Annotated in this window: 22 protein-coding genes and 2 pseudogenes; 10 read left to right on the top strand and 14 right to left on the bottom strand. The window is 69.9% G+C overall.

All coding sequences use genetic code 11. From position 1 onward, the window contains the following. Nucleotides 1-64: 64 nt before the first annotated feature. Both sdhD and sdhC read right to left on the bottom strand, forming a co-directional pair. A complete protein-coding gene (gene sdhD / locus CJ197_RS01580) occupies nucleotides 65-535 on the bottom strand; it encodes a succinate dehydrogenase, hydrophobic membrane anchor protein (protein ID WP_102235028.1) in 471 nt (156 codons plus the stop codon). Nucleotides 536-537: 2 nt separating this feature from the next. Then, a complete protein-coding gene (gene sdhC / locus CJ197_RS01585; RefSeq protein WP_102235247.1) occupies nucleotides 538-915 on the bottom strand; it encodes a succinate dehydrogenase, cytochrome b556 subunit in 378 nt (125 codons plus the stop codon). 237 nt (nucleotides 916-1,152) lie between these two features. On the opposite strand from sdhC, the gene CJ197_RS01590 reads away from it, so the two are divergent. From CJ197_RS01590 to CJ197_RS01625, 8 genes are all read left to right on the top strand, one after another. After that, a complete protein-coding gene (locus CJ197_RS01590) occupies nucleotides 1,153-2,406 on the top strand; it encodes a mannose-1-phosphate guanylyltransferase (protein ID WP_102235029.1) in 1,254 nt (417 codons plus the stop codon). Between the two features lie 142 nt (nucleotides 2,407-2,548). After that, nucleotides 2,549-3,742 (top strand): M20 family metallopeptidase, encoded by a 1,194-nt coding sequence (locus tag CJ197_RS01595; RefSeq protein WP_102235248.1) that lies wholly within the window; start codon nucleotides 2,549-2,551, stop codon nucleotides 3,740-3,742. 239 nt (nucleotides 3,743-3,981) lie between these two features. Next, nucleotides 3,982-5,106 (top strand): BMP family protein, encoded by a 1,125-nt coding sequence (locus tag CJ197_RS01600; RefSeq protein WP_102235030.1) that lies wholly within the window; start codon nucleotides 3,982-3,984, stop codon nucleotides 5,104-5,106. Between the two features lie 103 nt (nucleotides 5,107-5,209). Beyond that, nucleotides 5,210-6,781, top strand: coding sequence for an ABC transporter ATP-binding protein (locus CJ197_RS01605; RefSeq protein ID WP_102235031.1), 1,572 nt, complete (start codon nucleotides 5,210-5,212; stop codon nucleotides 6,779-6,781). Then, entirely contained in the window at nucleotides 6,778-8,319 is a 1,542-nt protein-coding gene (locus tag CJ197_RS01610; RefSeq protein ID WP_233190589.1) for an ABC transporter permease, read from the top strand. Before CJ197_RS01605 ends, CJ197_RS01610 begins: the two co-directional genes overlap by 4 nt. Continuing rightward, complete coding sequence (locus CJ197_RS01615; protein ID WP_102235032.1) at nucleotides 8,316-9,653, top strand: ABC transporter permease; 1,338 nt, start codon at nucleotides 8,316-8,318, stop codon at nucleotides 9,651-9,653. The genes CJ197_RS01610 and CJ197_RS01615 overlap by 4 nt, the downstream gene beginning before the upstream one ends. 55 nt (nucleotides 9,654-9,708) lie before the next feature. Next, nucleotides 9,709-10,167: a cytidine deaminase gene (locus CJ197_RS01620; protein WP_102235033.1), complete on the top strand. Its 459-nt coding sequence runs from the start codon at nucleotides 9,709-9,711 to the stop codon at nucleotides 10,165-10,167. A gap of 140 nt (nucleotides 10,168-10,307) precedes the next feature. Then, on the top strand, nucleotides 10,308-11,624 hold the full coding sequence (locus CJ197_RS01625; protein ID WP_102235034.1) for a thymidine phosphorylase: 1,317 nt from the start codon (nucleotides 10,308-10,310) through the stop codon (nucleotides 11,622-11,624). Between the two features lie 21 nt (nucleotides 11,625-11,645). Here CJ197_RS01625 and CJ197_RS01630 read toward each other — a convergent pair whose 3' ends face one another. Beyond that, nucleotides 11,646-12,335 (bottom strand): uridine kinase, encoded by a 690-nt coding sequence (locus tag CJ197_RS01630; RefSeq protein WP_199173849.1) that lies wholly within the window; start codon nucleotides 12,333-12,335, stop codon nucleotides 11,646-11,648. Nucleotides 12,336-12,507: 172 nt separating this feature from the next. Between CJ197_RS01630 and deoC the strand changes: the two genes are divergently transcribed. After that, nucleotides 12,508-13,173 carry a deoxyribose-phosphate aldolase gene (gene deoC, locus CJ197_RS01635; RefSeq protein WP_102235035.1) on the top strand — a complete coding sequence of 222 codons (666 nt, stop codon included), beginning with the start codon at nucleotides 12,508-12,510 and terminating at the stop codon, nucleotides 13,171-13,173. 97 nt (nucleotides 13,174-13,270) lie between these two features. On the opposite strand, the gene CJ197_RS01640 is transcribed toward deoC, so the two are convergent. Continuing rightward, nucleotides 13,271-15,001, bottom strand: coding sequence for a phospho-sugar mutase (locus CJ197_RS01640; RefSeq protein WP_102235036.1), 1,731 nt, complete (start codon nucleotides 14,999-15,001; stop codon nucleotides 13,271-13,273). Beyond that, nucleotides 14,998-15,867, bottom strand: coding sequence for a purine-nucleoside phosphorylase (locus CJ197_RS01645; protein WP_102235250.1), 870 nt, complete (start codon nucleotides 15,865-15,867; stop codon nucleotides 14,998-15,000). The genes CJ197_RS01640 and CJ197_RS01645 overlap by 4 nt, the downstream gene beginning before the upstream one ends. Nucleotides 15,868-15,950: 83 nt before the next feature. Here CJ197_RS01645 and CJ197_RS01650 point away from each other — a divergent pair, with 83 nt between their 5' ends. Further along, entirely contained in the window at nucleotides 15,951-17,426 is a 1,476-nt protein-coding gene (locus tag CJ197_RS01650; RefSeq protein WP_102235037.1) for an NAD(P)H-quinone dehydrogenase, read from the top strand. A 39-nt stretch (nucleotides 17,427-17,465) separates the two neighbouring features. Here CJ197_RS01650 and CJ197_RS01655 read toward each other — a convergent pair whose 3' ends face one another. From CJ197_RS01655 to CJ197_RS01685, 9 genes and pseudogenes are all read right to left on the bottom strand, one after another. Beyond that, nucleotides 17,466-19,244 carry a biotin carboxylase N-terminal domain-containing protein gene (locus CJ197_RS01655; RefSeq protein ID WP_102235038.1) on the bottom strand — a complete coding sequence of 593 codons (1,779 nt, stop codon included), beginning with the start codon at nucleotides 19,242-19,244 and terminating at the stop codon, nucleotides 17,466-17,468. 79 nt (nucleotides 19,245-19,323) lie between these two features. Then, nucleotides 19,324-20,031, bottom strand: coding sequence for a nucleoside triphosphate pyrophosphatase (locus tag CJ197_RS01660; RefSeq protein ID WP_102235039.1), 708 nt, complete (start codon nucleotides 20,029-20,031; stop codon nucleotides 19,324-19,326). Continuing rightward, nucleotides 20,028-21,722, bottom strand: a complete 1,695-nt coding sequence (locus tag CJ197_RS01665; protein ID WP_102235040.1) for a DUF885 domain-containing protein — start codon at nucleotides 21,720-21,722, stop codon at nucleotides 20,028-20,030. The genes CJ197_RS01660 and CJ197_RS01665 overlap by 4 nt, the downstream gene beginning before the upstream one ends. 113 nt (nucleotides 21,723-21,835) lie before the next feature. Beyond that, nucleotides 21,836-22,276, bottom strand: coding sequence for an ABC transporter permease (locus CJ197_RS15820; protein ID WP_369801466.1), 441 nt, complete (start codon nucleotides 22,274-22,276; stop codon nucleotides 21,836-21,838). Next, nucleotides 22,165-22,416 (bottom strand): annotated as a pseudogene (locus tag CJ197_RS15825) (hypothetical protein); the annotation flags it as partial. The pseudogene CJ197_RS15825 and the gene CJ197_RS15820, both read right to left, overlap by 112 nt. After that, nucleotides 22,328-23,035 (bottom strand): annotated as a pseudogene (locus CJ197_RS15830) (ABC transporter permease); the annotation flags it as partial. The pseudogenes CJ197_RS15825 and CJ197_RS15830, both read right to left, overlap by 89 nt. Beyond that, the gene (locus tag CJ197_RS01675) at nucleotides 23,032-23,721 is read right to left on the bottom strand and encodes an ABC transporter ATP-binding protein (protein WP_102235042.1); all 690 of its coding nucleotides are present in this window, start codon (nucleotides 23,719-23,721) and stop codon (nucleotides 23,032-23,034) included. The gene CJ197_RS01675 and the pseudogene CJ197_RS15830, both read right to left, overlap by 4 nt. Continuing rightward, a complete protein-coding gene (locus CJ197_RS01680; protein ID WP_158239341.1) occupies nucleotides 23,718-24,944 on the bottom strand; it encodes an HlyD family efflux transporter periplasmic adaptor subunit in 1,227 nt (408 codons plus the stop codon). Before CJ197_RS01680 ends, CJ197_RS01675 begins: the two co-directional genes overlap by 4 nt. 25 nt (nucleotides 24,945-24,969) lie before the next feature. Next, complete coding sequence (locus CJ197_RS01685) at nucleotides 24,970-25,743, bottom strand: hypothetical protein (protein ID WP_102235044.1); 774 nt, start codon at nucleotides 25,741-25,743, stop codon at nucleotides 24,970-24,972. Nucleotides 25,744-25,770 lie beyond the last annotated feature (27 nt).

Here is a 25,770-nt window from a genome sequence, read left to right on the forward strand (position 1 = left end):
CTCCGTTTCAGGATGGACCGGGAAGAGAGGATCAGGTGCTGCCCAGAAAGCCGTGCAGAGGCGCTCAGCCTTCGCAGATGCTGGGCAGCAGGCTCGGGTCGGCGCCGACGGGGCACGGGGAGAAGGTGAAGATCACCAGGGTGCCCAGGACGATCGTGACGATCGTGGCGAAGTACAGCAGCGCCTTGAGCACCAGGCGCAGACGATCGCCGCGCGCGTAGTCGTTGATGATCGTGCGCACGCCGTTGCCGCCGTGGATCAGGCCCAGCCACAGCATCAGCAGGTCCCAGACCTGCCAGAAGGGGGAGGTCCACTTGCCGGCCACGAAGGCGAAGTCGATGCCCTTGACGCCTTCGCCCAGCCACAGGTTCACGAACAGGTGGCCGAACACGAGGATCACCAGCAGCACGCCGGAGGCGCGCATGAAGATCCACGACAGCATCTCGGTGTTGATCCCGCGCTGACCGGTGCGGCGGTAGCGCGTGGTGGGATCCGGCAGGGAGGGGGAGGCGGTCTGCGAGGTCGCGGAAGTCATCGTCACGCTCCGAACATGTGCATCAGGTGGCGGGGGACGAAGCCGAGCATCAGCACGACCCATCCGATGACCACGGCCCAGAACAGGCCGCGCTGGTGCTTGGTGCCCTGGGACCAGAAGTCCACCAGGATCACGCGCAGGCCGTTGAGGGCGTGGAAGACGACCGCGCCCACCAGGCCGATCTCGCCCAGGCCGAACACCCACAGCTTGTAGTGGCCGATGACCTCGTTGTAGGCCTCAGGGGAGACGCGCACAAGAGCGGTGTCCAGGACGTGCACAAGCAGGAACAGGAAGATGAGCATTCCCGAAATGCGGTGCGCGACCCAGGACCACATGCCCTCGCGTCCGCGATAGAGCGTTCCGGTGTGGGCTGATGCCACGGAGATCCTCCGATGATGAGTCGGGATGGGGGCGGGAGCGGCGATGGTCCGCACCTCGTGGCGGGCGGGCCCGAAGGGGGGCATCCGCTTCACGACACGGCGACATCATCATCGCCCCCGACAGGGGCCTTGCCAGCGTAGCACCAGGCAGGGGCGCACTCGGGACACGCAGCACGTGTCTTGGCCGACGGGGGCCGATGCCCCGGCACCACGGCGGGCGACGGATATGCTGGGACGATGGTCCCCGCCCCGTTCGTGCCCATCATCCCCGCCGGCGGCTCCGGCACTCGACTATGGCCCCTCTCACGCCGTACGCATCCCAAGTTCCTGCTGGACCTGACGGGATCGGGGCGTTCTCTGCTGCAGCAGACCCTGGACCGCCTGGCGCCGCTGGCCGATGCGCCACCGCTCGTGGTCACCGGCATCGCCCACGCCGATGCGGTCCGCACCCAGCTCGCGGAGGCCAGCCACAGCAGCGCCCGCGTGGTCGCCGAGCCCTCGCCACGCAACTCCATGCCCGCGATCGCACTGGCCGCTGCGCTCGTGGAGCGAGAGTTTCCCGACGCTGTGATCGGCTCGTTCGCCGCCGACCACCTCATCGAGGACGTCGATGCCCTCGCCGCCGCCGTCACCGCCGCCCGAGCTGCCGCGGAGGAGGGCCAGTTGGTCACGCTCGGCATTCGGCCCACTGGCCCCTCCACCGCCTTCGGGTACATCGAGATGGCCGGTGACTCGGGGAACGTGCAGGGGGAGGAGATGCAGGGGGATGAGCTAGGGGCCAGCGCGGCGCAGAGCCCAGCTGATACCCCGAATGCCACGATGCGACCGGGCGGCGGTGCGGGCCCCGTGGTGCTGCCGGTCACCCGCTTCGTCGAGAAGCCCGACCGTGCACGCGCCCAGGCCTTCCTGGACACCGGGCGCTTCCTGTGGAATGCGGGCATGTTCGTCGTGCGCGCCACCGTGCTGCTGGATGAGCTCTCCGCACAGATCCCGCCGCTCGCCCACGGGGCCCGCGAGCTCGCCGCTGCCCACGGCACCGAGGCCTGGACCGAGCGCCTCGAGCAGATCTGGCCCACCCTCACCGCGATCGCGATCGACTACGCCCTGGCCGAACCGCTCGCCGCCGCTGGCCGAGTCTCCGTGGTCCCCGCGGACCTGGGCTGGGATGACGTCGGCGACTTCGCGGCGCTCGCTCGCCAGCTGCGCGCAGGAACCGGGACGCAGGGCTCCACGCAGCGGACGGACACCGGGGTGCAGACCGGGGATGCGCACAGCGATGTCCACGTGCTGGGAAATGCCGTGGTCGATGCGGTCTCCTCACGCGCCACGGTGTACGGTTCCCCGGATCGTCCCCTGGCCCTGGTGGGCCTGGAGGGCATCAGCATCGTCGACACCGAGGACGCCCTGCTGGTGCTCGCCGACGACCGGGCCCAGGAGCTGGCTGCCCTCGTCGCGCGCCTCGAGGAGCGGGGACGTGGCCACCTGCGCTGATGACGGCGCGGCGGTCACCGCCGTGACGGTGCACGGCCAGCGGGTGCCGTCAGAGGGCCCCGATGCCGCGAGAACAGGAAGCACCGCAGTGGAGACCGTGGAACAGGTACCGAGTGTGAAGCCCGACGGAGCGCAGCAGGCCATGCTGGGCCCGGAGGGGCTGATCGCCCGCACCATCGCCGAGCAGCGCGAGCACCTCATCGACCTGCGCCGCCACCTGCACCGCCACCCCGAGCTGTCTCACCAGGAGCACGCCACCACGGACTTCATCGTCGAGCAGCTGCACCTGCTCGGCCTCACCCCGCGTCGCATGCGCTCCACCGGGCTGACGTGCGATATCGAAGGCCAAGACCCCACGCTGCCCAAGCTTGCGCTGCGCGCGGACATGGACGCGCTCGGCATCCCCGAGCTGACCACCGTGCCCTACCGCTCTGAGGTGGAGGGCGTCTCCCACTCCTGCGGGCATGACGTCCACATGAGCGCCGTGCTCGGGGCGGCCATCGCCCTGGTCCGCGCCGCAGACGCCGGGGCGCTGCGACGCGGGGTGCGGCTGATCTTCCAGCCCGCGGAGGAGATGCACCCCTGCGGTGCGCTGGACCTCATCGGCCAGAACGTCCTGGACGGCGTGGATTCGATTCTCGCCCTGCACTGCGACCCCGGCGTGGATGTCGGCCACATCGGCCTCAAATCCGGGCCCATCACCTCCGCCACCGACCCGGTGCGCATCCAGGTGCGCGGCGCCGGCGGCCACACCTCCCGCCCCCACCTCACGCAGGATCTCGTCTACGCGGTCGGCTCGATTGCCACCCAGCTGCCGGCCGCGCTGTCACGCCGCATGGACCCGCGCTCGGGCGTGAACCTCACCTGGGGCAGCATCCACGCCGGCAGTGCCTTCAACGCCATCCCCTCCCAGGGGGTGCTCGACGGCACGCTGCGCTGCCTGGACCACGACGCCTGGGACCAGGCTGAGGAGCTGCTCGAGAGCGTGCTGGCGGACCTCGTGCGCCCCTGGGGCGTGGAAGCCCGTGTCAGCCACGACCGCGGGGTGCCGCCGGTGTCCAACGACGCCGCCAGCGTCGAGGTGCTCTCCGAAGCGGTCCGCGACGTACTGGGACGCGGGAACCTCGACCCAGCCGCCCAGTCCCTCGGCGGCGAGGATTTCGCTTGGTACCTCGAGAAGGTGCCCGGAGCTCTTGCACGGCTGGGCACCCGCACCCCTGGGGGACGCACCTATGACCTCCATATGGGGGACCTCATGATCGACGAGCGTGCGATCGGGATCGGGGCGATGGTGCTTGCGAGCGGCTGCATTCGCCGGGACCTGCCCGCCGCCTGATCCACGAGCCATCTCGAGTCCTCAGCGGCTCAGCACCCGGCGCCGCCATGGTTCGACCGGCGTTCACGGCCACGTCACGTCCGCGTCGATTTCATAACGGTTACGGCGCCGGGGCCGAGGGTCCGAGCAGGTTCTGCTGCGCCTCGCTATGGTTCCTCACGCACAGCGACAGCGCAGTCGCTGCCGAACCCCCCCGATGGCGGCGGTCCCGGCCCCGCAGACGACCAGAAGGAAACCCCATGAAGAGCATCACTCGCGGTCTCGCCCTCGTCGGCGCGGGCCTCCTCACCCTCGCCGCCTGCGGCACCCCGCCCGAGGAGGGCGGCTCGGCCGGCGGTGGCGGCGGCAGCGACGCCGGCGGCGCCGGCAGCGACTACAAGGCCTGCATGGTCTCCGATGCCGGCGGCTGGGACGACAAGTCCTTCAACGAGTCCTCCTACAACGGCCTCATGTCCGCGAAGGAGAAGCTCAAGATCGACTCCCAGACGGCGGAGTCCACCACCAACTCCGACTTCGCCCCCAACATCAACAACATGGTCAACGAAGGCTGTGACCTCGTGATCACGGTCGGTTTCCTGCTGGCCACCGACACCGGCAACGCCGCGACCGCCAACACTGACGTCGACTTCGCGATCGTGGACTCCACCGCGCAGGACGCCGATGGCAACCCCATCGAGCTCGACAACGTCAAGCCCCTCGAGTTCGACACCGCCCAGGCCGCGTTCCTGGCCGGCTACCTCGCCGCGGGCATGACCGAAACCGGCACCGTGGCCACCTACGGCGGCGTGAACATCCCGACCGTCACCATCTTCATGGACGGCTACGTCGACGGCGTCAAGCACTACAACGAGGTGCACGACGAAGACGTGAAGGTCCTGGGCTGGAACAAGGAGACCAAGGACGGCTCCTTTGCCGGCACCTTCGAGGACGTCTCCAAGGGCAAGGCGCTCTCCGACGAGTTCTACAGCCAGGGCGCGGACATCATCATGCCCGTGGCCGGTCCCGTGGGCTCCGGCACCCTCGCCTCCGCCAAGGAGGGCGATGGCCGCTACGTGATCTGGGTGGACGCCGATGGCTACGAGACCAACTCCTCCGATGAGGAGGCGCAGAAGCTCATCATCACCTCGGTGATGAAGGAGATGGCCGTGGGCGTCGAGGACGTCATCACCTCCGGCGTGGAGGGCAACTACAGTGCCGAGCCGTACGTGGGCACCCTCGAAAACGGCGGCGTGGGCCTGGCCCCGTACCACGAGTTCGAGGACGACGTCCCCGCGGAGCTCGCCCAGGAGGTCGAGGATCTCAAGCAGCAGATCATCGACGGCGAGGTCACGGTCGAGTCCGACGCCTCCCCCCAGAAGGGCTGATATCTGACGCATACGCGGTCCCCGCCCCTGAGGCGGGGGCCGCGTATCGTATCCCCGCACCGGTCGGCACTGGGCCCGGCCGCTCCCGACGGAAGCGAGTGCTGTGAAGCTCGAACTGCGCGGCATCACGAAGACCTTCGGCTCCTTCGTGGCCAACGACGCGATCGATCTCGTCATCGAACCCGGTGAGATCCACTCCCTGCTGGGCGAGAACGGCGCCGGCAAGTCCACCCTCATGAACGTGCTGTACGGGCTGTACCGCCCCGACGGCGGACAGATCGTCATCGACGGGAAGCCGGTCACCTTCTCTGATCCCGGAGAGGCGATGGCCGCGGGCATCGGCATGGTCCACCAGCACTTCATGCTCGTGCCGGTGTTCACCGTCGCCGAGAACATGATCCTCGGGCATGAGCCCACTAGCGGCGGTCTGCTGGACCTCGCCGCTGCCCGCGCCCTGGTGCGCGAGACCTCCGCCCGCTTCGGCTTCGACCTTGACCCCGATGCGCTGGTCGAGGACCTGCCGGTGGGTGCCCAGCAGCGCGTGGAGATCATCAAGGCCCTGAGCCGTCGGGCCGAAGTGCTCGTGCTCGATGAGCCCACCGCTGTGCTCACCCCGCACGAGACCGATGAGCTGATGGACATCATGCGCCAGCTGCGCGACGAGGGCACCTCGATCGTGTTCATCACCCACAAGCTGCGCGAGGTCAAAGCTGTCTCCGACCGGATCACGGTGATCCGCCGCGGCAAGGTCGTCGCCCAGGCGGACCCCAGCGCTGATCAGGCGGAGCTCGCGAGCCTCATGGTGGGCCGCCAGGTCTCCCTCTCGCAGGACAAGGCGGCGGCCGATCCGGGGGAGGTCGCCCTCGAGGTGACGGATCTGCGCGTGACCGATGCGGCTGGCAACCGCACTCTGGACGGTGTCTCCTTCGACGTGCGCCACGGTGAGGTGCTCGCCATCGCCGGGGTGCAGGGCAATGGGCAGACCGAGCTGACCGAGGCGCTGCTGGGCCTGCAGGACGACGTGCACGGCTCCGCCCGCCTGGAGGGCACCGAGCTGGTGGGCCGCAGCACCAAGCAGGTGCTGGACCTGGGGGTGGGTTTCGTCCCCGAGGACCGTACCCACGACGCTCTGATCGCCGATTTCTCCGTAGCCGAGAATCTCGTGCTGGACCAGCATGACCGACCCCCCTTCGGCAGCCGCATGGCGATGAAGCTGAAGGAGATCGCCCGCAATGCGGAGCGCCTGATCCCCGAGTTCGATATCCGCACCGGCGACTCCACCGCCGCGGTGTCCACCCTCTCCGGTGGCAACCAGCAGAAGGTCGTCATGGCCCGGGCCCTGAACCGCGACCTATCCCTGCTGCTGGCCTCCCAGCCCACCCGCGGTGTGGACGTCGGCTCCATCGAATTCCTGCACGGCCGGATCATCGCCGAACGGGACAAGGGCACCCCCGTGATCATCGTGTCCACCGAGCTGGATGAGGTGGTCCAGCTCGCCGACCGCATCGCCGTGATGTACCGCGGCAGCATCCTCGGGATCGTCCCCGGGGACGAGGACCGCGATGTGCTGGGCCTGATGATGGCCGGATACACCGCCGACGCGGCCCGCGAGGCCGTGGCCTCCGGGGTGCGCACCACCGACTCGCAGCTCGCCGACGAAGGAGACCTCGTATGAGCACCGTCGCGGCCACCACCGCCGCAGGCAGCGCGCCCGGCGTCGGCTCCGGCGGCGCCGACGGCCCGCCGCCGCCCGAGCACACGGCCGAGACCTCACTGGCCCGCACCCTGCAGCGGATTGCCCGCAGCGATCTGCTGGTCGTGGTGATGAGCTTCGTGTTCGCCTTCCTCATCGGCTCGGTGCTGATCGTCATCGCCAATGAGCAGGTGCGCCAGTCCCTCACGTACTTCTTCGCCCGCCCCGGGGACACCCTGACTGCCATCTGGGAGGCGGTGACCGGCGCCTACGGTGCCCTGCTGCGCGGTGCCCTGTTCGACAACCGGGCCTTTACCCGCACCGCCGAATCCGTGCGCGAGGCCGGCGGCAGCGGTATGTATGTGCTGTTGCCGGCGCTCGGTGCGGGACTGCGTCCGCTGACCGAAACCCTGACCGTCGCCACCCCGCTGATCATCGCCGCCGCCGGTATGGCCGTGAGCTTCCGGGCGGGACTGTTCAACATCGGCGGCACCGGCCAGCTGATCGCCGGAACCATGGCCGCGGCCTTCGTGGGCTTCGCCCTGCCGCTGCCGACGGGGGTTCATCTGCTGGCCGCGCTGATCGCCGGCGTGGTGGCCGGTGGCGTGTGGGGCGGAATCGCCGGTTTCCTCAAGGCCCGCTTCGGCGCCAACGAGGTCATCAGCACCATCATGCTGAACTGGATCGCCACCTACCTGCTGTTCTTCTCGCTCAAGACCGAGCTGTTCACCGGCGCCAGCTCCGGCCAGCCCACCTCCTTCGCGGTGCGCGAGACCGCGCTGCTGCCCAAGCTGCTGGGCGACGGCTTCCGGCTCCACGCCGGCCTGCTGGTAGTCGCGATCGCCGTCGCACTGCTGTGGTGGCTCATGAGCCGCTCCACCCTGGGCTTTCACTTCCGCGCCGTCGGCTCCAACCCGCGAGCCGCGCAGGTGGCCGGCATCTCGCCCACCCGCACCGCCTTCCTCGTCCTCGCCGTCGCGGGGGCCCTCGTGGGCCTCGCCGGGGCAGTGCATGTGCTGGGCACGGAGCGACGCCTGACCGAGGGCATCGCCGGAAACATCGGCTTCGACGCCATCACCGTGGCACTGCTGGGCCGCTCCGGCCCCATCGGCATCGTGCTGGCCGGTCTGCTGTTCGCCGGGCTGTCCACGGGTGGCCGGCTGATGGAGACCAGCCAGGGCGTGCCCCTGGATCTGGTGCAGGTGATCCAGGTGCTCGTGGTGCTGTTCATCGCCGCCCCACCGCTCGTGCGCACCCTGATCGGCCTGCGCCGCGTCGACAATCCGCAGGCGGGAGGGCGCGGACGGCGTCGCCGCGGGGACGAGCCCGCGGCCGCGACGAACGCCGCGGGCGGCTCCGTCGCCATCACCTCCGACGAGACCGACGACACGACCGCGGACGATGACACCGCCCGGGAACATGGCCCGTCGCACCGAGCCGACCCACCGGGTGACCCGGACCCCGCAGACCCGTGCAGCCCGTCCGACCCCGTCGATCCGCAGCAGGAGGAGGGCCGATGAGCGCCGCACCTGTGATCGTCACCGATGACTCCACCGTCACCCGGCGCAAGGAGGACACCCGCCCCGGCAGCTGGTGGCGCATGCCGACCGTACTGACCGTCATGGCGCTGCTGGCACTCGTGTTCTTCGGCCTGCGCGGCATCCCCGGCGCGGACTCCGTGTACGTCCTGGCGCGCGAGGGTGACCTGAACCCGCTGGGCATCATCCCCGAGCGGGTGCAGCTGCCCTCGATGCCCGGCGCCACGATCCTCGCGATCATCGCCCTGCTGGCCGCGGGCGGCGTGTGGTTCCTGCACGCCACCCGGCCCCGTCCCGGCGGGAAGCTCCGTACCAGCCTCATCGCTCTGTTCGCCGTGGCCTGGGTGCTGTCCTTCATGACCTGGGTGATCTCCGAGCGGACTCTCGACGTGACCACCCTGCTGCAGGGCACCATCGTGCTGGCCGTCCCCTTGGCCTTCGGATCCCTGTCCGGGGTGCTGTCCGAGCGGGCCGGGGTCATCAACATCGCGATCGAGGGCCAGCTGCTGTTCGGGGCCTTCGGCGCGGCGCTGGTCGCCTCCCTCACCGGCAGCGTGTGGGTCGGCCTTCTCGCCGCGCCCCTGGTCGCCCTGTTCATGGGTGCGCTGCTGGCACTGTTCGCCGTCGGTTACCAGGTCCAGCAGATCATCGTCGGCGTGGTCCTGAACGTCTTCGCGATCGGCCTGACGTCGTTCTTCTTCGGCACCGTGATGACGCAGGATCCGGGCACCTACAACCGGCCGATGCGCCTGCCCACCCTGCGGATCCCCGTGCTCGCGGACATCCCCGTCATCGGCCGTGTCCTGTTCGAGCAGAACGTCCTGGTGTATCTCATGTGGATCATCGTCGCGGTGCTGACCATCGCGCTGTTCCGCACCCGCTGGGGCCTGCGCGTCCGCGCCGTCGGCGAGCATCCGCGGGCCGCGGACACCGTCGGCATCGCCGTGAACCCCACCCGCTGGAAGAACGTCCTGCTGGGCTCCGCTGTGGCCGGGCTGGGCGGGGCGACCCTGACCATCGGCACCGGCGTGGCCTTCGGTGAGGAGATGTCCGCCGGCAAGGGCTACATCGCGCTCGCCGCCATGATCCTGGGCCGCTACCACCCCATCGGGGCGCTGCTGGCCGCGCTGACCTTCGCCTTCGCCGACTCGCTGCAGCTGCGGCTGGGCACCATGGTCTCCCAGGAGGGCGGCGTGGCGATCCCCGGTGACTTCCTGCTCATGCTCCCGTACGTGGTGGCGCTGTTCGCCGTGGCGGGCGTGGTGGGCCGCGTGCGGGTGCCCGCCGCCGACGGCATCCCTTACACCAAGCAGTGACCCCCGCGGCGCGGATCGAGCCCGCGCCGCGCCCTTCCCGTGGGAGCATCTGGATATGAGCACACCCCTGCCGCCCGACCTCGGTGAGGACTACGACCCCACGGAGGAGCCTGAGTTCATGGTCCTCGTGCAGCTCGCACGGGAGATCGCGGTGATGGCGCACGCCCCCTACTCGCGCTTCCACGTGGGCGCCGCGGGACTGACCGAGAGCGGGCAGGTGGTGCGCGGCTGCAACGTGGAGAACGCCGGGTTCGGCGTCACCCTGTGCGCCGAGTGCGGGATGATCTCCGAGCTCATCGCGAGCGGCGGCGGCCGCCTGCTGCGCGCCGTGTGCGTGGGCGGCCGGGAGGACCTTGAGCCCTGGGAGCGCCCCGTGGTGATGCCCTGCGGTCGCTGCCGCCAGCTGCTGTCCGAACATGCCGCCGATGACTTCACGCTCCTCACCCCGGAAGGCCCGCAGCCGATGAGCGCTGTGCTGCCGCAGGCCTTCGGCCCTGACGACCTCGCCCGCTGACGGCGTACGCTGCGCAGACCCGCTGCGACGGCCAAGGTCGACGCCCCGTGTGCACGCCGGGCCGTCTGTCGCGTTCCAGCCCAATCCAGCCCGTTCCGGCCCAATCCGGCCCGATCTGACCTCGTCACTGGAAGGACCCCATGACTGACACCACCCCCGCCCCGGAGACCGTCGAACCGCACGATGCCGTGGACGTCATCCACGCCAAGCGCGATGGACGGGCGTTGAGCGATGAGCAGATCGACTGGGTGGTCGACGCCTACACCCGCGGCGTGGTTGCCGAGCAGCAGATGGCGGCGCTGGCCATGGCGATCTTCCTCAACGGCATGGAGCGCCGCGAGATCGCCCGCTGGACCGCGGCGATGATCGCCAGTGGCGAGCGCATGGACTTCGGCTCCCTCGCCAAGCCCACCACCGATAAGCACTCCACCGGCGGGGTGGGGGACAAGATCACCCTGCCGCTTGCGCCGCTCGTGGCGAGCTTCGGCGTGGCCGTCCCGCAGCTGTCCGGGCGGGGCCTCGGCCACACCGGCGGCACCCTCGACAAGCTCGAGGCCATCCCCGGCTGGCGCGCGGATCTCTCCAATCCTGAGCTGATGCAGCAGCTGGACGAGGTGGGAGCGGTGATCTGCGCGGCCGGCTCCGGCCTCGCCCCCGCCGACAAGAAGCTCTACGCCCTGCGGGACATCACCGGCACCGTCGAGGCGATCCCGCTGATCGCCTCCTCGATCATGTCCAAGAAGATCGCCGAGGGCACCGCCGCCCTCACCCTGGACGTCAAGACCGGGGCCGGTGCCTTCATGAAGGACGAGCAGGATGCCCGGCAGCTGGCCCGCACCATGGTGGATCTGGGCACCGACGCGGGGGTGCGCACCGTCGCGCTGCTGACGGATATGAGCGCGCCGCTGGGCCGCACCGCCGGCAACGCCCTCGAGGTCCGTGAGTCCCTCGAGGTCCTGGCCGGTGGAGGCCCGGCCGACGTGGTCGAGCTGACCTGCGCCCTGGCCCGCGAGATGCTCGAGGCCGCCGGGGTTCAGGACGCCGACGTGGAGGCCGCGCTCGCCGATGGCCGCGCGATGGACACCTGGCGCGCCATGATCACTGCGCAGGGCGGGGACGTGGATGCCCCGCTGCCGACGGCCCAGCATGTCGAGGAGCTGCGCGCGCGCGAGGACGGCGTGGTCACCGGCCTGGACGCCATGGGCGTGGGGGTCGCCGCTTGGAGGCTCGGCGCCGGGCGCTCCCGCCCCGGGGAGGCTGTGCAGGCCGCCGCCGGCGTGGAGATCGTGAAGCACCTGGGCGAGGAGGTGCGCGCCGGTGAGGTCCTCGCGCGCCTGCACACGGATACGCCCGGACGCATGGAACGCTCCCTCGCCGCGCTCGAGGGCTCCTGGACCCTCGCCCCGCGCGGCACCGCGATGCCCGAGCGACGCATCGTCCTGGATCGCATCGCCTGAGCACCGACCGGCCGACGGGGCTCAGCCCCGTCGGCTACGTCCGATGCTCCCCACCTGCCCCCGGTGCGCCGCCGGGGCGGTGAGCTGGTGTACCCGCCCGTCGGCGGCGGCGATGAGCGCGAGGCGGCGCAGCTCTCGCACCGCCCGATGCAGCCCCAGCGGCCGCAGGCCCGCCCTGACCCAGGCGCGCATATCCGCCCGCTGATCGCCCAGCAGCCCCCAGCCGCGGCGCAGTAGCACCGGCACCGGTTTGCGGGACTGCCGCAGATCTCGCACCAGGCGCATCGCGAAGACGAGCGGACCGGGGCGGTCCAGCACGATCCCATCGGCCAGCAGCCCCGCGGCGGCGAGCGGCCGGATCAGTTCCGCGGCGAAGATCCCTTCGGCGATCACCAGCGGCGCATCCCCGATGTCCAGCCGTGTCTGCCCGGTGCGGGCGGAGAGGGAGATTGAATAGGTGGGGACGGTGACGCGGCCACGGCGGCACAGGGTTTCGAGGGCCGTCAGCGCCGCCTGCGCATCCCAGGAGGCCGGATCATCCCAGTCGGCGATGCCGAAGCGGCGGGGGAGCGCCGGGTCATCACCCTCGCGGTAGAAGTCATCCAGCGCGAGCGCCGGCAGGCCCGAGCGGCGCGTCACTTCACCCTTCCCACTGCCCGACGGGCCGGCCAGCAGCACAACCCGGCGGGCCGGGGGATTCGGGGTGGTCATGGGGGATCAGTCTAGTGTCGACGCGGCGGGTGACGTTCCGTGGCCCGGCCGCGGGCAGACTGCGCACCGCCCCCGACGTGACCGCTGCGATCTGGTGTGAGCGTCAAGGCTGTGTGAGCGTCAAAGTGGTGTGAGCTGGCGGAGCGCCTCCGGGGGTGGGAAGATCAGGCCTATGACATCTCTGGATCGCGCGCAGCTTGCCGCCCTCATCGACCACACCCTGCTCAAGCCCGAATCCACCGCGGAGGACGTCACCGCTCTCCTGCGCGAGGCGGAGGAGCTGGGCACCTACTCGGTGTGCGTCTCACCCTCGATGCTGCCGGTGCAGACCACCGTGAAGGTCGCCACCGTGTGCGGCTTCCCCTCCGGGCAGCATGCCTCGCAGATCAAGGCCGCTGAGGCACAGGATTCTGTGGCCAAGGGCGCTGACGAAGTGGACATGGTCATCAACGTCGGCCTCGCCGTGGCCGGGGACTTCGACGCCGTTGAGGCGGATATCCGCGCGGTGCGCGAGGCCGCCCCGGCCCCGGTGGTGCTGAAGGTCATCATCGAATCCGCGGCGCTCACCGATGAGCAGATCGTGGGCTCGTGCCGGGCCGCGGAGGCCGCGGGTGCTGACTTCGTGAAGACCTCGACCGGTTTCCACCCGGCTGGCGGTGCCTCCGAGCACGCGGTGCGTCTGATGCGCGAGACCGTCGGCGACCGCCTGGGGGTGAAGGCCTCCGGCGGAATCCGCACCCGCGAGGCCGCGGAGGCGATGGTGGCGGCCGGTGCGAACCGGCTGGGGCTCTCCTCCTCGCGGGCGGTCCTCGAGGGGGGCACCGGCAGCGGGTACTGAGCCCCGCACCGCCTGTGCGAGACAGCCCGACGGGCCCGCCCCGGGGGATCCTGCCCCCGGTACGGGCCCGTCGTCCTTTCCTCTGGGACCGTTCGCCTCAGCCCTGCCCGAGCGCGATGCGCAGCTCGTCCTTCAGCGCCGCCAGGCGCTCATCGGCCCGCGCCCGCAGCGCCGTGAGCTCCGCCTCTGCCGCCTCCGCGGGGACGGGCGTGACCAGCTCGAGATAGCACTTGAGCTTGGGCTCTGTCCCGGAGGGCCGCACCACCACACGGGTGTCCTCGGCGCTGCGCAGCAGCATCCCCTCGGTGGGTGGCAGGCCCGTGCTCTCCACCGATCCCGCGGAGAGGTCCTGCACCTCGGTGACCTCACTGCCCAGCAGCTGCTGTGGTGGGGCGGAGCGCAGCGTCGCCATCATCTGTCCGATCAGTGACAGGTCCTCCACCCGGATCGACAGCTGCGCGGTGGAGTGCAGGCCATCGCGGCGCGCCAGCTCATCCAAGCGCCCCACCAGCGTGGTGCCCTCCGCCTTCACCGCCGCCGCCATCTCCGCGACCATCAGCCCCGCCGAGAGCCCATCCTTGTCCCGCACCACCTCAGGCAGCACGCAGTAGCCGATCGCCTCCTCATACCCGAACACGATGCCGGGGGCACGGGCGATCCACTTGAACCCGGTCAGCGTCGTGGTTGCCTCGGCTCCCGCAGCATGCGCCACCTGATCCAGCCAGCGGCTGGAGACCACCGAGCGGGCGAGCGTGCCGGTGAGGCCCCGCGTGCGCGTGAGGTGATCGCCCAGCAGCACTCCCAGCTCATCACCGGTGAGCATGCGCCAGTCGCCCAGGTGCGGGTCCAGCACCGCAGCGGCGCAGCGGTCCGCGTCAGGATCGTTGGCGATCACCACATCGGCCTCGAGTGTGCGGGCGAGCTCAAGGGCAAGGTCGATCGCCCCGGGCTCCTCCGGGTTCGGGAACGCGACGGTGGGGAAGTCCGGGTCCGGATCGGCCTGCTTCGCCACCGGATGCACCTCGGGGAACCCCGCTCGGTGCAGGGCCGCCAGCGCCGTCTCGGTGCCCACCCCGTGCATTGCCGTATGCACGATCCGCACATCCTTCGGCGCTGCCGGGTCCACGAGCGCGCAGATCCGCTCGAGGTAGTGCTCGCGCAGCTGCTCGCCCAGCAGCTCCCAGCCGTCCTCCGCCGCGGGAATCTCCCGGGCGGGGCCCGCCGCGTCGATGCGCGCGGCGATCTGCGCATCCGCGGGCGGGACGATCTGCACGCCCTGTCCCTCGGGCGTCGCGGCCCGGCCACCGAGGTAGACCTTGTAGCCGTTGTCCGCGGGCGGGTTGTGGCTCGCGGTGACCACCACGCCCGCATCGGCCTCCAGATGCCGCACCGCGAACGCCACCAGCGGGGTGGGGCAGAACCGCTCCATGAGCAGCACCTGGCAGCCGGCCGCCGTCATGATCGCGGCTGATGCTCGGGCGAACTGCTCCGAATGATGCCGGGCATCGAAGCCGATCACCACGCGCGGCGCCTCGAGCCCCAGATCACCCGTGAGGTGGTCTGCGAGCCCCTTCGCGGCGCGAGAGACCACGGCGAGGTTCATACGGTTCGGGCCCGGAGCCATACGACCGCGCAGCCCCGCAGTGCCGAAGGTGAGATCACCGGTGAACGCATCGGACAGCTCCGCCCGAGCTTCGGCGTGCCCGGAATCCGCGCGGGAAAGCAACTCGGTCGCAGCGGCCCGGTCAGCGGGGGAGGGGTCCGCGGCGATCCACGCCTCGATGCGCTCACGCAGCGCCGGATCGAAAGACAGCTCCGGGGTGCTCATGCCTGCTCCTCCTCGTGCTTCAGGGACGTCGGGGTCTGGTCTGCTGCGGCGCCGGTGAGGCGCTGCACCGTCTGGGCGAGCAGGCGCGAGATCCGCGGGGCCGCGGCCCGGCCTGCCTCGAGGACCTCCTGGTGGGAGAGCGCCTCCCCACTGATGCCCGCCGCATGGTTGGTGACCAGCGAGATCCCCAGCACATCCAGTCCTGCCTCGCGGGCTGCGATCGCCTCGAGCGCCGTGGACATGCCCACCAGATCCCCACCGATCACCTTCGCCATCTGCACCTCCGCAGGCGTTTCGTAGGCCGGTCCGGAGAACTGCACGTACACGCCCTCGGCAAGCTCGGGATCGACCTCCCGGGCGATCTCACGCAGCGCCGGAGTGTACACGTCGGTGAGATCCACGAAGTTCGCGCCCACCAGCGGTGTCGCCCCGGTGAGGTTGATGTGGTCGCGGATCAGCACCGGGGTGCCGGGCCCCCACGCGGGGTTCACCCCGCCGCAGCCGTTGGTGAGCACCAGTGTGCGGGCACCGGTTGCGGCCGCGGTGCGCACCCCATGGACGACGGCATCCACGCCCGCGCCCTCATAGAAATGGGTGCGGGCGCCGAGCACGAGGGCCCGTGCCCCCGAACCCTCCACGCGCACCGAGCGCAGAGTGCCCACATGCCCGGCCACCGCCGGAGGACGGAAGCCGGGAATAGTCGTCGCATCGGCCTGCCAGACGGTCTCGCCCAGCAGATCCGCCGCCCCCGCCCAGCCGGAGCCGAGCACGAGCGCGACATCATGCGCAGGGGTGCCGCTGGCCTCGGCGATCGCGGCGGCGGCATCGCGCGCGAGCTGGTACGGATCTGGTGTGGTCGCAGTCATGGACGCACGGTAGCGCACCACCAGGGGCCCTGCTCGGGCAGATCCTCCCGCCGCGCGCCCCCGGCCCGTCGGGCTTTGCCACAATGGGGGCCGTGGAAGACCCCAGCATCGCCCTGCCCTCCGATCCGCGCCGCCTCGACGACCTCGGTGACCAGCCCCGGGTGGTGATCATCGGCGGTGGCCCCGGCGGCTACGAAGCAGCCCTGACCGCCGCCCGCCACGGCGCCGACGTGCTGCTCATCGAAGAGCGCGGCCTGGGCGGCGCCGCTGTCCTCACCGACGTCGTGCCGTCCAAGACCCTCATCGCGACCGCCGAAGTGCTCGACCAGGTCTCCACCTCCGAGGACCTCGGGATCCGTGACGCCGATGACCTCTCGCACCCCACCGCCCAGTCCCTCACCGTGGACCTCGCTGCCGTGAACGCCCGGGTGCGCGAGCTCGCCGCCGCCCAGTCCGCGGACATCCACCGCTCCCTCGACGAGGCCGGGGTGCAGGTGATCGACGGGCGAGGGCGCCTGCTGGGACCCGATGAGGTCGAGGTGCTCGATGCGGCGGGTCAGCAGATCGCTCGCTGCCGCGCCGAGGTGGTGCTGCTGGCCGTCGGCGCCCGGCCCCGCGAACTGGAGACCGCCGCGTGCGACGGTGAGCGGATCCTGAACTGGACTCAGCTGTATGGCCTGCCGACTCTGCCCGAGCATCTCATCGTCGTCGGCTCCGGCGTGACCGGCGCCGAGTTCGCGAGCGCCTACCGTGCCCTCGGCAGCGAGGTCACCCTCGTCTCCTCCCGCGACCAGGTGCTGCCGGGCACCGATGCGGACGCCGCCGAGGTGCTCGAGAACGCCTTCACCCGCCGCGGCGTGACGGTGCGCTCCCGCTCCCGCGCCGCGGCGGCCCGTCGGACCGAGGACGGTGTGGTGGTCACCCTGACGGACGGCACCGAGATCGTCGGCTCCCATGCGCTGATGGCCCTTGGCGGTATCCCGCGCACCGTGGACCTGGGACTGGAGGCCGCCGGGGTCCGCGTGAAGGACTCCGGGCACATCGACACCGACCGGGTCTCGCGCACCTCCGTGCGCGGGATCTACGCCGCGGGAGACTGCACCGGCGTGTACCCCCTGGCATCGGTCGCCGCGATGCAGGGGCGGATCGCGATGCACCACGCCCTGGGGGATGCGGTCTCCCCGCTGATCGCCGCGCAGGTGTCCTCCGCGATCTTCACCAGCCCCGAGATCGCCGTGGTGGGTGTGAGCGAGGAGGATGTCCGCTCCGGTGCGGCGCAGGGGGAGGTGATGGTGCTGGGCCTGGAGACGAACCCGCGCGCCAAGATGCAGGGCATGCGCGAGGGTTTCGTGAAGCTCATCGTCCGCCCTGGGTCCCACACCGTGATCGGCGCGGTGGTGGTTGCCGCGCGGGCCAGCGAGCTGATCCTGCCCTACGCCCTGGCCGTCACGCACCGGCTGACGGCCGAACAGGTCGCCGGGACCCTCACCGTCTACCCGTCTATCACCGGGTCCCTCGCGGAGGTGGCGCGCCGCCAGGCCCTCACCCTCGAGGACTGAATGCCCGCGCTGTGAGCGCTCGCTGCGCGGACTGACGGCTCAGTCTTCGATGCTGCAGAGGACAGCGCCGGCGGAGATGGTCGCGCCCACCTCGGCGTTCAGGCCCGTGACCACGCCGGAGCGATGCGCGGTGATGGGCTGCTCCATCTTCATCGCCTCGAGCACCACCAGCAGATCGCCGTCGGAGACGCTCTGCCCCTCCTGCGCCACGACCTTCACGATCGTGCCCTGCATGGGGGTGGTGACGGTGTTGCCGCTGGCCGCACCCTCCGCCGCAGCCCGATGCTGACGCTTGCGACGCTGGCGCACCGCAGCCTGCGGGGCCCGCAGGGAGGCCGGCAGCGAGATCTCCACGCGCCGACCATCCACCTCGACCACCACGGACTCGCGATCCTCCGGCTCCTCCGGCTGCGCGGGCAGCGGGGAGGCCGGTAGATCGCCGTCGAATTCGGTTTCGATCCAGCGGGTGTGCACGGTGAAGCGCTCTGCGGGATCTGCGGGTGCGAACGCCGGGTCATCCACCACCGCCTGATGGAACGGCAGCACCGTGGGCAGCCCGTCGACGCGGAACTCCGTGAGCGCCCGACGGGAGCGCTCAAGTGCCTCCTGCCGGGTGGCGCCGGTGACGATGAGCTTGGCGAGCATGGAATCGAAGGCCCCGGAGACCTCATCCCCGGCCCGCACGCCCGTCTCGATCCGCACTCCCGGACCGGAGGGGACGTCGAAGCGGGTGATCCGCCCCGGGGAGGGCATGAAGTCACGGCCCGGATCCTCGCCGTTGATGCGGAACTCGATCGAATGCCCCCGCACCGGCGGGTCCACCGCGCTGATCTCTTCGCCGGCGGCGATGCGCAGCTGCTCGCGCACCAGGTCCACGCCCGCGACCTCCTCGGTCACCGGATGCTCCACCTGCAGGCGCGTGTTCACCTCGAGGAAGGAGATGGTGCCGTCGGTGCCGATGAGGAACTCGCAGGTCCCGGCGCCGACATACCCGGCTTCGCGCAGGATCGCCTTGGAGCTCGAGACCAGCTGTGCCTCCTGCGCGGCGGTGAGGAACGGCGCCGGCGCCTCCTCCACGAGCTTCTGATGACGGCGCTGCAGGGAGCAGTCTCGGGTGGAGACCACCTGAACGTTGCCGTGCTGATCGGCCAGGCACTGGGTCTCCACATGCCGGGGCGCATCCAGGTAGCGCTCCACGAAGCACTCGCCGCGCCCGAAGGCGGCGGTGGCCTCACGCACCGCGGAGTCGAACAGCTCGCGCACCTCACCCTCATCGCGCGCGACCTTGAGCCCGCGTCCGCCGCCACCGAAGGCCGCCTTGATCGCGATCGGCAGCCCGTGCTCGCGGGCGAAGGCCACGACCTCGTCGCTGTTCTTCACCGGATCCTTGGTGCCCGCGACCAGGGGCGCCCCGGCCTTCTGCGCGATGTGCCGCGCGGAGACCTTGTCACCCAGCTTCTCGATGGCCTCCGGCGGTGGGCCGATCCATGTCAGTCCCGCATCGATCACCGCCTGCGCGAAATCTGCCCGCTCGGCGAGGAACCCGTAGCCGGGGTGGACCGCATCGGCCCCGGACCGGTGGGCGATGTCCAGGATCTTGTCCACCACGAGATAGGAGCTCGCCGCCGTGGTGCCGCCCAGGGCGTAGGCATCATCGGCGATCGTGGTGTGCAAGGCGTCGCGATCCGGATCGGCGTACACCGCCACCGAGCGCAGCCCCGCGTCCCGGCAGGCCCGGGCCACGCGCACCGCGATCTCGCCACGGTTGGCGATGAGCACCGTGCGCAGCGGGCGGGGCTTCGAGGAACGAGGGGGCATCGGGAGAGGTCCTTCCGTCGGTCAGCAGAGGCCGAGTCTAGTACCGAGCCCGGCGCAGGGCGGGCATCAGGGGGCCGTATCAGGGGGCCGATGTGTCTGCGTGTGCCCACAGCTCGTGGATTCCCACGCCGATCTGGGCCAGCAGGCCGCGCAGCAGCGGCAGGGACAGGCCCACCACGGCATGCGGGTCCCCGTCGATCCGTTCGATGAACGGCCCGGCCTGCCCGTCGATCATGAACCCGCCGGCCACGCCGAGCGGCTCACCGGTGGCGACGTAGGCGTCGATCTCCGCGTCGCTGAGGTCTGCGAAGATCACCTCGCAGCTCGCGGTCGCCCCGAGCGTCGCTCCGGTGCCGCCGAGCTCCTCATCGCGGTCATCGACGATCCAGTGCCCGGAGTGCAGCACCCCGGTGCGGCCGCGCATGGCCCGCCACCCCTCGGCGGCCCGCTCCGGCGTGTGCGGCTTGCCGAGCGCCTGCCCGTCGAGCTCGAGCATTGAGTCTCCGCCGAGGACCACGTACCCGCCCTCACTGAGTGCGGTCGCAGCGAGCGCCTTCTCCCGGGCCAGCAGCAGCACCTCGTCCGCGACGCTGAGCTGCTGCCCATCGGACGCCGCCTGCGCGCGAGCGGCCTGAAGGATCGTCTCCTCCTCGAGGTCCACCGGCAGCACCGCATGTTCGATGCGGGCCCCCGTCAGGGTGGCGCGGCGGCCGGCGCTCGCCGAGGCGAGCAGCAGCAGCGGATCCGTGCCCAGGCCGATCACCGGGACTGCGCTGGCGCCGCTCATTTCAGCGCCTCCTGCAGCACATCGAGCGGCAGGCTGCCGAGCTCCAGGGCGCGACGGTGAAAGTCCTTGGCGTCCTCGCCCCGCTCGGCGCTCGCGGCCCGCAGCTGCTCCCACATGCGCTGGCCGATCTTGTAGGACGGCGCCTGCCCAGGCCAGCCCAGGTAGCGGTGCAGCTCGAAGCGCTGCTCCGCCTCCGTCACACCCCAGTGGGCGCTCATGAACTCCCAGGCCCGCTCGTAGGTCCAGGCCTCGCCCGCCTCGGAGCCCGCCAGGTGCTCGGGCATCGGCAGCTGGCAGTGCAGGCCGATGTCCAGCACCACGCGGCCGGCCCGCAGGCGCTGCGCATCGAGCATGCCCAGGCGGTCGCCGTCGTCGGCCAGGTATCCCAGCTGGTCCATGAGGCGTTCCGCGTACAGCCCCCAGCCCTCTCCGTGGCCGGAGATCCAGCACATCAGCGCCCGCCAGCGGTTGAGGTTCGCGGCCTGCAGCGTCTGGGTGCCCACCTGCAGGTGATGGCCCGGCACGCCCTCGTGGTAGACGGTCGTGGTCTCCAACCAGGTGCGGAACTCGGTGGTGCCCTCGGGGACGTCCCACCACATGCGGCCCGGGCGGGTGAGGTCCTCGCTAGGGCCGGTGTAGTAGATGCCGCCCGAGCCGGTGCGGGCGATCATGCATTCCAGGTGCGTGAGCGGTTCGGGGATGTCGAAGTGGGTGCCCGCGAGCTCGGCGATCGCCCGGTCCGAGAGGTCCTGCATCCAGGCCTGCAGTGCATCGGTGCCGTGCAGGATCCGGGCGGGATCGGCATCCAGCGCCTGCTTCGCCGCGGCGACCGAGGTGCCGCCGTCGTTCCCGGCCGCGGCGTTGATGCGGGAGGCGACCTCCTCCTGCTCGGCGACCACCCGCCGCAGCTCCTCGATGCCCCAGGCGTAGGTCTCCTCGATGTCGATCTCGGTGCCCAGGAAGGTGCGCGAGTGGAGCGGGTAGGCGTCACGGCCGATGGCATCGGGCTCGGGCGCCTTGTCGATCAGGCCCTCGAGCGCATCGGCGAGCTCGCGGTAGCCCTGCGCCGCGGTCTGCGCGGCGGTGGTCACGTGCTGCTTCTGGGCGTCGCTGCCCTTCGCCTCGGTGGCGAAGCGCTCGAAGAACCCGCCGGGCGCCGCATAGGAGCGGCACTGCTCGGCGCCGAGGCGCAGCTGACGCTGTGCGGCGATGACCCCGTGCTTGGCGGCCTCGTGCAGGGACTCGACCCAGGAGCTGAGCGAGCGCGGCAGCGCACTCATGCGCGCGGCGATCACCTCCCAGTCCTCCGTGGTGTCGGTGGGCATCTGGTCCAGCACATCGCGGGACTGGATCACACAGGCGAGGTTGTTGACCTGCGCGATGTCCAGGTGCTGCTCGGCCCGCTCGATCTCGAGCCCCAGCCGTTCGGTGAGCGCGGCGCGGGTGACCGCATCGGCCGCATCCTCATCGGGCACCTCGGCGATCGCGGTGAGCATCTCGCGGGCAGCATCGGTCTGCGCGGCGACAGCAGCGGGGGAGTAGTCGGTGACCTCATGGTCATGGCCGGGCACCCCCAGGGAGGTGGCGAGGAACGGGTCCCGGCGGACGCTGTCCTCGACGTACTGATCGGCAAGACGATCCAGGGCGGTGGCTGCCCGCGCGGCGGGTGCGGAATGAGGGGTGCTCGACATGGCCGTGAGTCTAGTGGCGGGTCATGCCGAAAGAGGCGAGGAAACCCAGCCTCCACTCTCTCCAGGGTTCACACGGTTCTCCGGGTGGCGAAGCTCTCCAGGCGGTGCAGCCGCTATTGCCGGAGCGCTTGGGCGGGGTCTATACGGCTGGCGCGTATCGCTGGGACAGTGCCTGCACAGCCGGCGATGAGCATTGCGGAGATCGGCGCGAACAGGAGGAGCTTGAGATCGATGACTGGAACCCAGTGTTGAACAGCGCAGACGATCAGGATCGTGATGATGGCGAGGATGGCGCCGATCAATCCGCCGCCGAGTCCGATATAGGCGCTTTCTGCGATGAACTGGGCGCCGATCTGGGAGCGGCGAGCGCCCAGTGAGCGGCGCAGTCCGATTTCTCCGGTGCGTGTTATGACGTTGCCGGTGGCTTGGGCGGCGACGACGATCATGCCGACGAGGGCTGCGAGAGCACTGGCGCCCCAGCCGAGGCGGACGATGAGGGAGTCGACATCTCCGCGCAGACCGGACCCCGTTCCGATGGTGGAGACCTCGAGCATGCCCGGGTGATACGGGTCCAGGGCCAGGGGCAGGGAGTCGGCGACGGCGGAGGCTGCCCCGTGATCGGCCGCGACGATGAGCGAGACCGGAGACATCGCCGCCAGTGACGTGAGTGGGGCGTTGATCGGGACGAGGATCCCTGCGGTGAGCGCTTCCATACGGGGACTGGCCTCGATGACGCCAATGATCGTCACCGCGTCGCTGCCGATGAACAGGGTGCGACTGCCGAACTCTTCGGGGCGCAGACCGATCTCATCGGCCAGCGCGCGACCGATGACAGCCACCGGAAAGGCGGGGTCTACACCGACAAGAGAACGGCCGCTGACGTCCGCGTCGACGGTGCGGAGAAGATCCGGGTCGGAGGCGAACACGGGGACCCTGTGACCGAGAGCAGATCCGGGAACGCTGGAGGTGGAGACGGGGATTCCGGCTGCGGAGGCATCGATGTACCGCGATGCGCCGCGCACGCCCTCAAGGGCCGCGGCACGGGCGGCATGCTCCTCGGTGAAGGCGCGGTCCGTGCCGCTGATGTCGGGCTGAGCTATGGCGTGCACCGTGGAGGCGGCGTAGGCGTCGAAGTTGTCGGAGACCTGGAAACGCACTGTGCTCACCAGTGAGTTGACGGTGATTACCAGCGTCACGGCCAGGGCGAGGGCGATGGCAGCCACAGCGCTTCGTGTCGGTTCTCCTCGGACGGCGGAGAACGCTTCGGCGAAAGCCGGGTGAGGCTGGCGCGGCGTCGATGCTGTTCTAGTCATGCGGCCTTCGCGGTGATGCTTCGTCCGTCGATGATCTCGATGATGCGGTCCGCTCGCTCAGCGACAGCGGGATCGTGGGTGACGATGACGTGGGAGGAGTCAGCGGTGCGCAGGGAGTCCAGGAGGTCCAGGATCTGGGTGCTGCGGGCGCTGTCGAGGTTCCCGGTAGGTTCATCGGCCAGCAACAGTCTGGGGCGATGCACGACGGCGCGAGCGATCGCCACGCGCTGGGCTTCACCTCCCGACAGGGCGCTGCAGCGCGCATCGCGTCGATCATCGAGCCCGACAGCGCTCACGGCAGCCCGGACGCGATCCGGGGTGATCTCCCGACTCGGGGTGGTGTAGCGTAGCCCGAGCGCGACGTTCTGCATGACCGTGCGGTACGGGATCAGATGGAACGACTGGAAGATGAAGCCGAGCTCTCGACCACGCAGACGGGAGAGCTCTGCTTCTCCCAGCCCGCTGATGTCACGGCCATCAAGTAGAACCCGGCCCCGCGTCGGTGTGTCAAGGAGCCCCAGCATGTTCAAGGCTGTGGACTTGCCTGCGCCACTGGGTCCGATCAGGGCCACCCTCTCCCCGGCATGTACGCACAGGTCCAGCCCACGAAGAGCCTCCACGGGAGGCGGGCCAGGGAACGAGCGGTGAACGTCCTCGAGCGCGATCACCGGTACTGCACCAGTCACGATTCGCCGTCCCCGCCGGGATCTTGCCCCTCAGGTCCGCTGCCCTCTCCCGTCTGGGAGACAATCACCTCCGTGCCCTCCGCGGGGGCCGTGCTCTCCTCGAGCACCGCAGCACCGTCGATGACCTCAACAACAGTGACCGCGTGCCGCTCGGGAGTCGTCTCGTCGCCGATGCCCTCCCTAGGAGCTAGCAGCACGTAGGCGGCATCTGTGGAATCGCTGCGGACAGCACTGATCGGCACGAAGAGCACAGGGCCATCGGAGGAGGCGGTGACAACCGCAGCTCGAGCGTCGGTCCCCACGGACTCTGCAGGCAACGGTGCGTCGGGCGTGATCGTGATCGTGGACAGGTCGGGGTTGTCGGGATCAGGCTCTACCCCGCTGACCGTGCCGGTGAGCTCTTCGTCGTGATCACCGACCGTGAACGTTACGGCTTGATGAGGGGTCACGTCTGCTGCCTGGACTGTCGCGATCGACGCACTGAGCACCAGGGTGCCATCGGCCACAGTGAACAGCGTCGAGGTCTCATCCAGGGAATCGCCGACCTTGCTGCTCACATCGACGACTGCTGCCGGCAGATCACCGAGCACCACAAACAGCCCGCGGGGGATCACCAGTCCCGACTCGCCATCGCCAGCCCCTGTCTCGTCGTAATCGCCGACCCGGGCGGTGGATTGAAGGAGGTCGGTGGAGTATCCGCGGTCTGTCAGCAGACGTTCCAGGGCCCGCTGGGTTGATGGAGTAATCTCTTCGCCCATCTGTTCCGGGGCGTAGCCCGCGGCCTTGAGTCCCTTATGCAGCTGGTCGACGTCTTCCCCCCTGTCGCCCATGGTGAGATCGCGATAGAACGGGAACGCTCCAGGCAACGCGAACACCGGCTGTCCCGAAACCTCTGCCAGGAACATGCCCGGCTGGACGCTTTGACCACGCTTGATGCCCATCTTTACGAGCACGGCCGCAGCATCGTCAGGAGGAAGTGCAGGATGGACCGCCACGGTCCCGGAGTTCTGAACGGCCCCCGCTAGGGTCACCACCTGCTGGCGCTCGTCTCGCTGCACTGGGGCTGTCATCATCGGTGGTTGCAGGGGCGACGCGGCCGCTGCACGCTGCTCAGGAGTCATCATCTGCGAGCGAAGAACCGTATACCCCAGTCCCAGTCCCAACACGATCCCGATGATGAGGACAAGTGCGAGCGCTACCACGCGGCGACGCGGCTCGAACACTCCCCGTCCAGCTTCCGCGGCGTGGTCAGTCCTCGATCGCATCGGCAATGACCGCCAGATCCTCGTGGTGCTGTTCGATGAACTCGGCACGGTCATCAGCGACCAACTCCGCTTGGGCCTTTGTCAGCGGAGCCAGGCAATTCGCAAAGATTTCCCCACCTTCGAGGTTCTTTTCATCGGGCATCACATCTTCCCCGCCATACTGATGTGGCCACCAGTCCAGGAAATCGTAAACTGACGGGGGAGTGCCCGCGTCGGCGCTCCCGCCTGGAAATCCTGTCTTATCGGATAGGCATGCCTCGAATGTCGCAAACTCGTCGGGCAGGCGGGATACGTCAGCGTTCAACTCGACCTTCATCGTCCACTCCGAGTGGAGGGACTCGGACAGAGAAACTGCCTTGTGCCTCTGCCTCTTTGTGACGCTGAAATAGCACTCTAGGGTAGCGTCATTCGCCGACAGTTCAGTATCCGGAATACCATCTATCGTCCCCACGGGCCGGACTCCGCCCCTCCGGTAGCGATCGGGATCCGGAAAGGCGAACTCATTCATCTCCTCATAATAGGCGACGTAGTCGGCTGCCTTCGGGATCGCATCTGCTCGCCCCACATCCTCCAGGCACCCCTCAATCTCAGGCATGACCGTTGCCCGCAGCTGCTCCCGCAGCCACACCGGATCCGCGTAAGCTCCCTCGCCCGGGGCTGTGACCACCGCGTTCACGACGCGGGTGTCAACTTCACCCCTCGCTGAGCTGGCGCCACTGCAGCCCGCCAGAAGGACGGCGGGAAGAGTGATCGCCATCGCGGCAACCCGAACTTGTCGCACAGC

It is taken from the genome of Brachybacterium sp. UMB0905 (genome assembly GCF_002871795.1).
Lineage (GTDB): Bacteria > Actinomycetota > Actinomycetes > Actinomycetales > Dermabacteraceae > Brachybacterium.

Coding starts and splice junctions, on each gene's coding strand:
- sdhD (WP_102235028.1), bottom strand. CDS start 535: ATGACTTCCGCGACCTCGCAGACCGCCTCCCCCTCCCTGCCGGATCCC.
- CJ197_RS01590 (WP_102235029.1), top strand. CDS start 1,153: ATGGTCCCCGCCCCGTTCGTGCCCATCATCCCCGCCGGCGGCTCCGGC.
- CJ197_RS01595 (WP_102235248.1), top strand. CDS start 2,549: ATGCTGGGCCCGGAGGGGCTGATCGCCCGCACCATCGCCGAGCAGCGC.
- CJ197_RS01600 (WP_102235030.1), top strand. CDS start 3,982: ATGAAGAGCATCACTCGCGGTCTCGCCCTCGTCGGCGCGGGCCTCCTC.
- CJ197_RS01610 (WP_233190589.1), top strand. CDS start 6,778: ATGAGCACCGTCGCGGCCACCACCGCCGCAGGCAGCGCGCCCGGCGTC.
- CJ197_RS01615 (WP_102235032.1), top strand. CDS start 8,316: ATGAGCGCCGCACCTGTGATCGTCACCGATGACTCCACCGTCACCCGG.
- CJ197_RS01620 (WP_102235033.1), top strand. CDS start 9,709: ATGAGCACACCCCTGCCGCCCGACCTCGGTGAGGACTACGACCCCACG.
- CJ197_RS01625 (WP_102235034.1), top strand. CDS start 10,308: ATGACTGACACCACCCCCGCCCCGGAGACCGTCGAACCGCACGATGCC.
- CJ197_RS01630 (WP_199173849.1), bottom strand. CDS start 12,335: ATGACCACCCCGAATCCCCCGGCCCGCCGGGTTGTGCTGCTGGCCGGC.
- deoC (WP_102235035.1), top strand. CDS start 12,508: ATGACATCTCTGGATCGCGCGCAGCTTGCCGCCCTCATCGACCACACC.
- CJ197_RS01640 (WP_102235036.1), bottom strand. CDS start 15,001: ATGAGCACCCCGGAGCTGTCTTTCGATCCGGCGCTGCGTGAGCGCATC.
- CJ197_RS01645 (WP_102235250.1), bottom strand. CDS start 15,867: ATGACTGCGACCACACCAGATCCGTACCAGCTCGCGCGCGATGCCGCC.
- CJ197_RS01650 (WP_102235037.1), top strand. CDS start 15,951: ATGGGGGCCGTGGAAGACCCCAGCATCGCCCTGCCCTCCGATCCGCGC.
- CJ197_RS01655 (WP_102235038.1), bottom strand. CDS start 19,244: ATGCCCCCTCGTTCCTCGAAGCCCCGCCCGCTGCGCACGGTGCTCATC.
- CJ197_RS01660 (WP_102235039.1), bottom strand. CDS start 20,031: ATGAGCGGCGCCAGCGCAGTCCCGGTGATCGGCCTGGGCACGGATCCG.
- CJ197_RS01665 (WP_102235040.1), bottom strand. CDS start 21,722: ATGTCGAGCACCCCTCATTCCGCACCCGCCGCGCGGGCAGCCACCGCC.
- CJ197_RS15820 (WP_369801466.1), bottom strand. CDS start 22,276: ATGCTCGAGGTCTCCACCATCGGAACGGGGTCCGGTCTGCGCGGAGAT.
- CJ197_RS01685 (WP_102235044.1), bottom strand. CDS start 25,743: ATGGCGATCACTCTTCCCGCCGTCCTTCTGGCGGGCTGCAGTGGCGCC.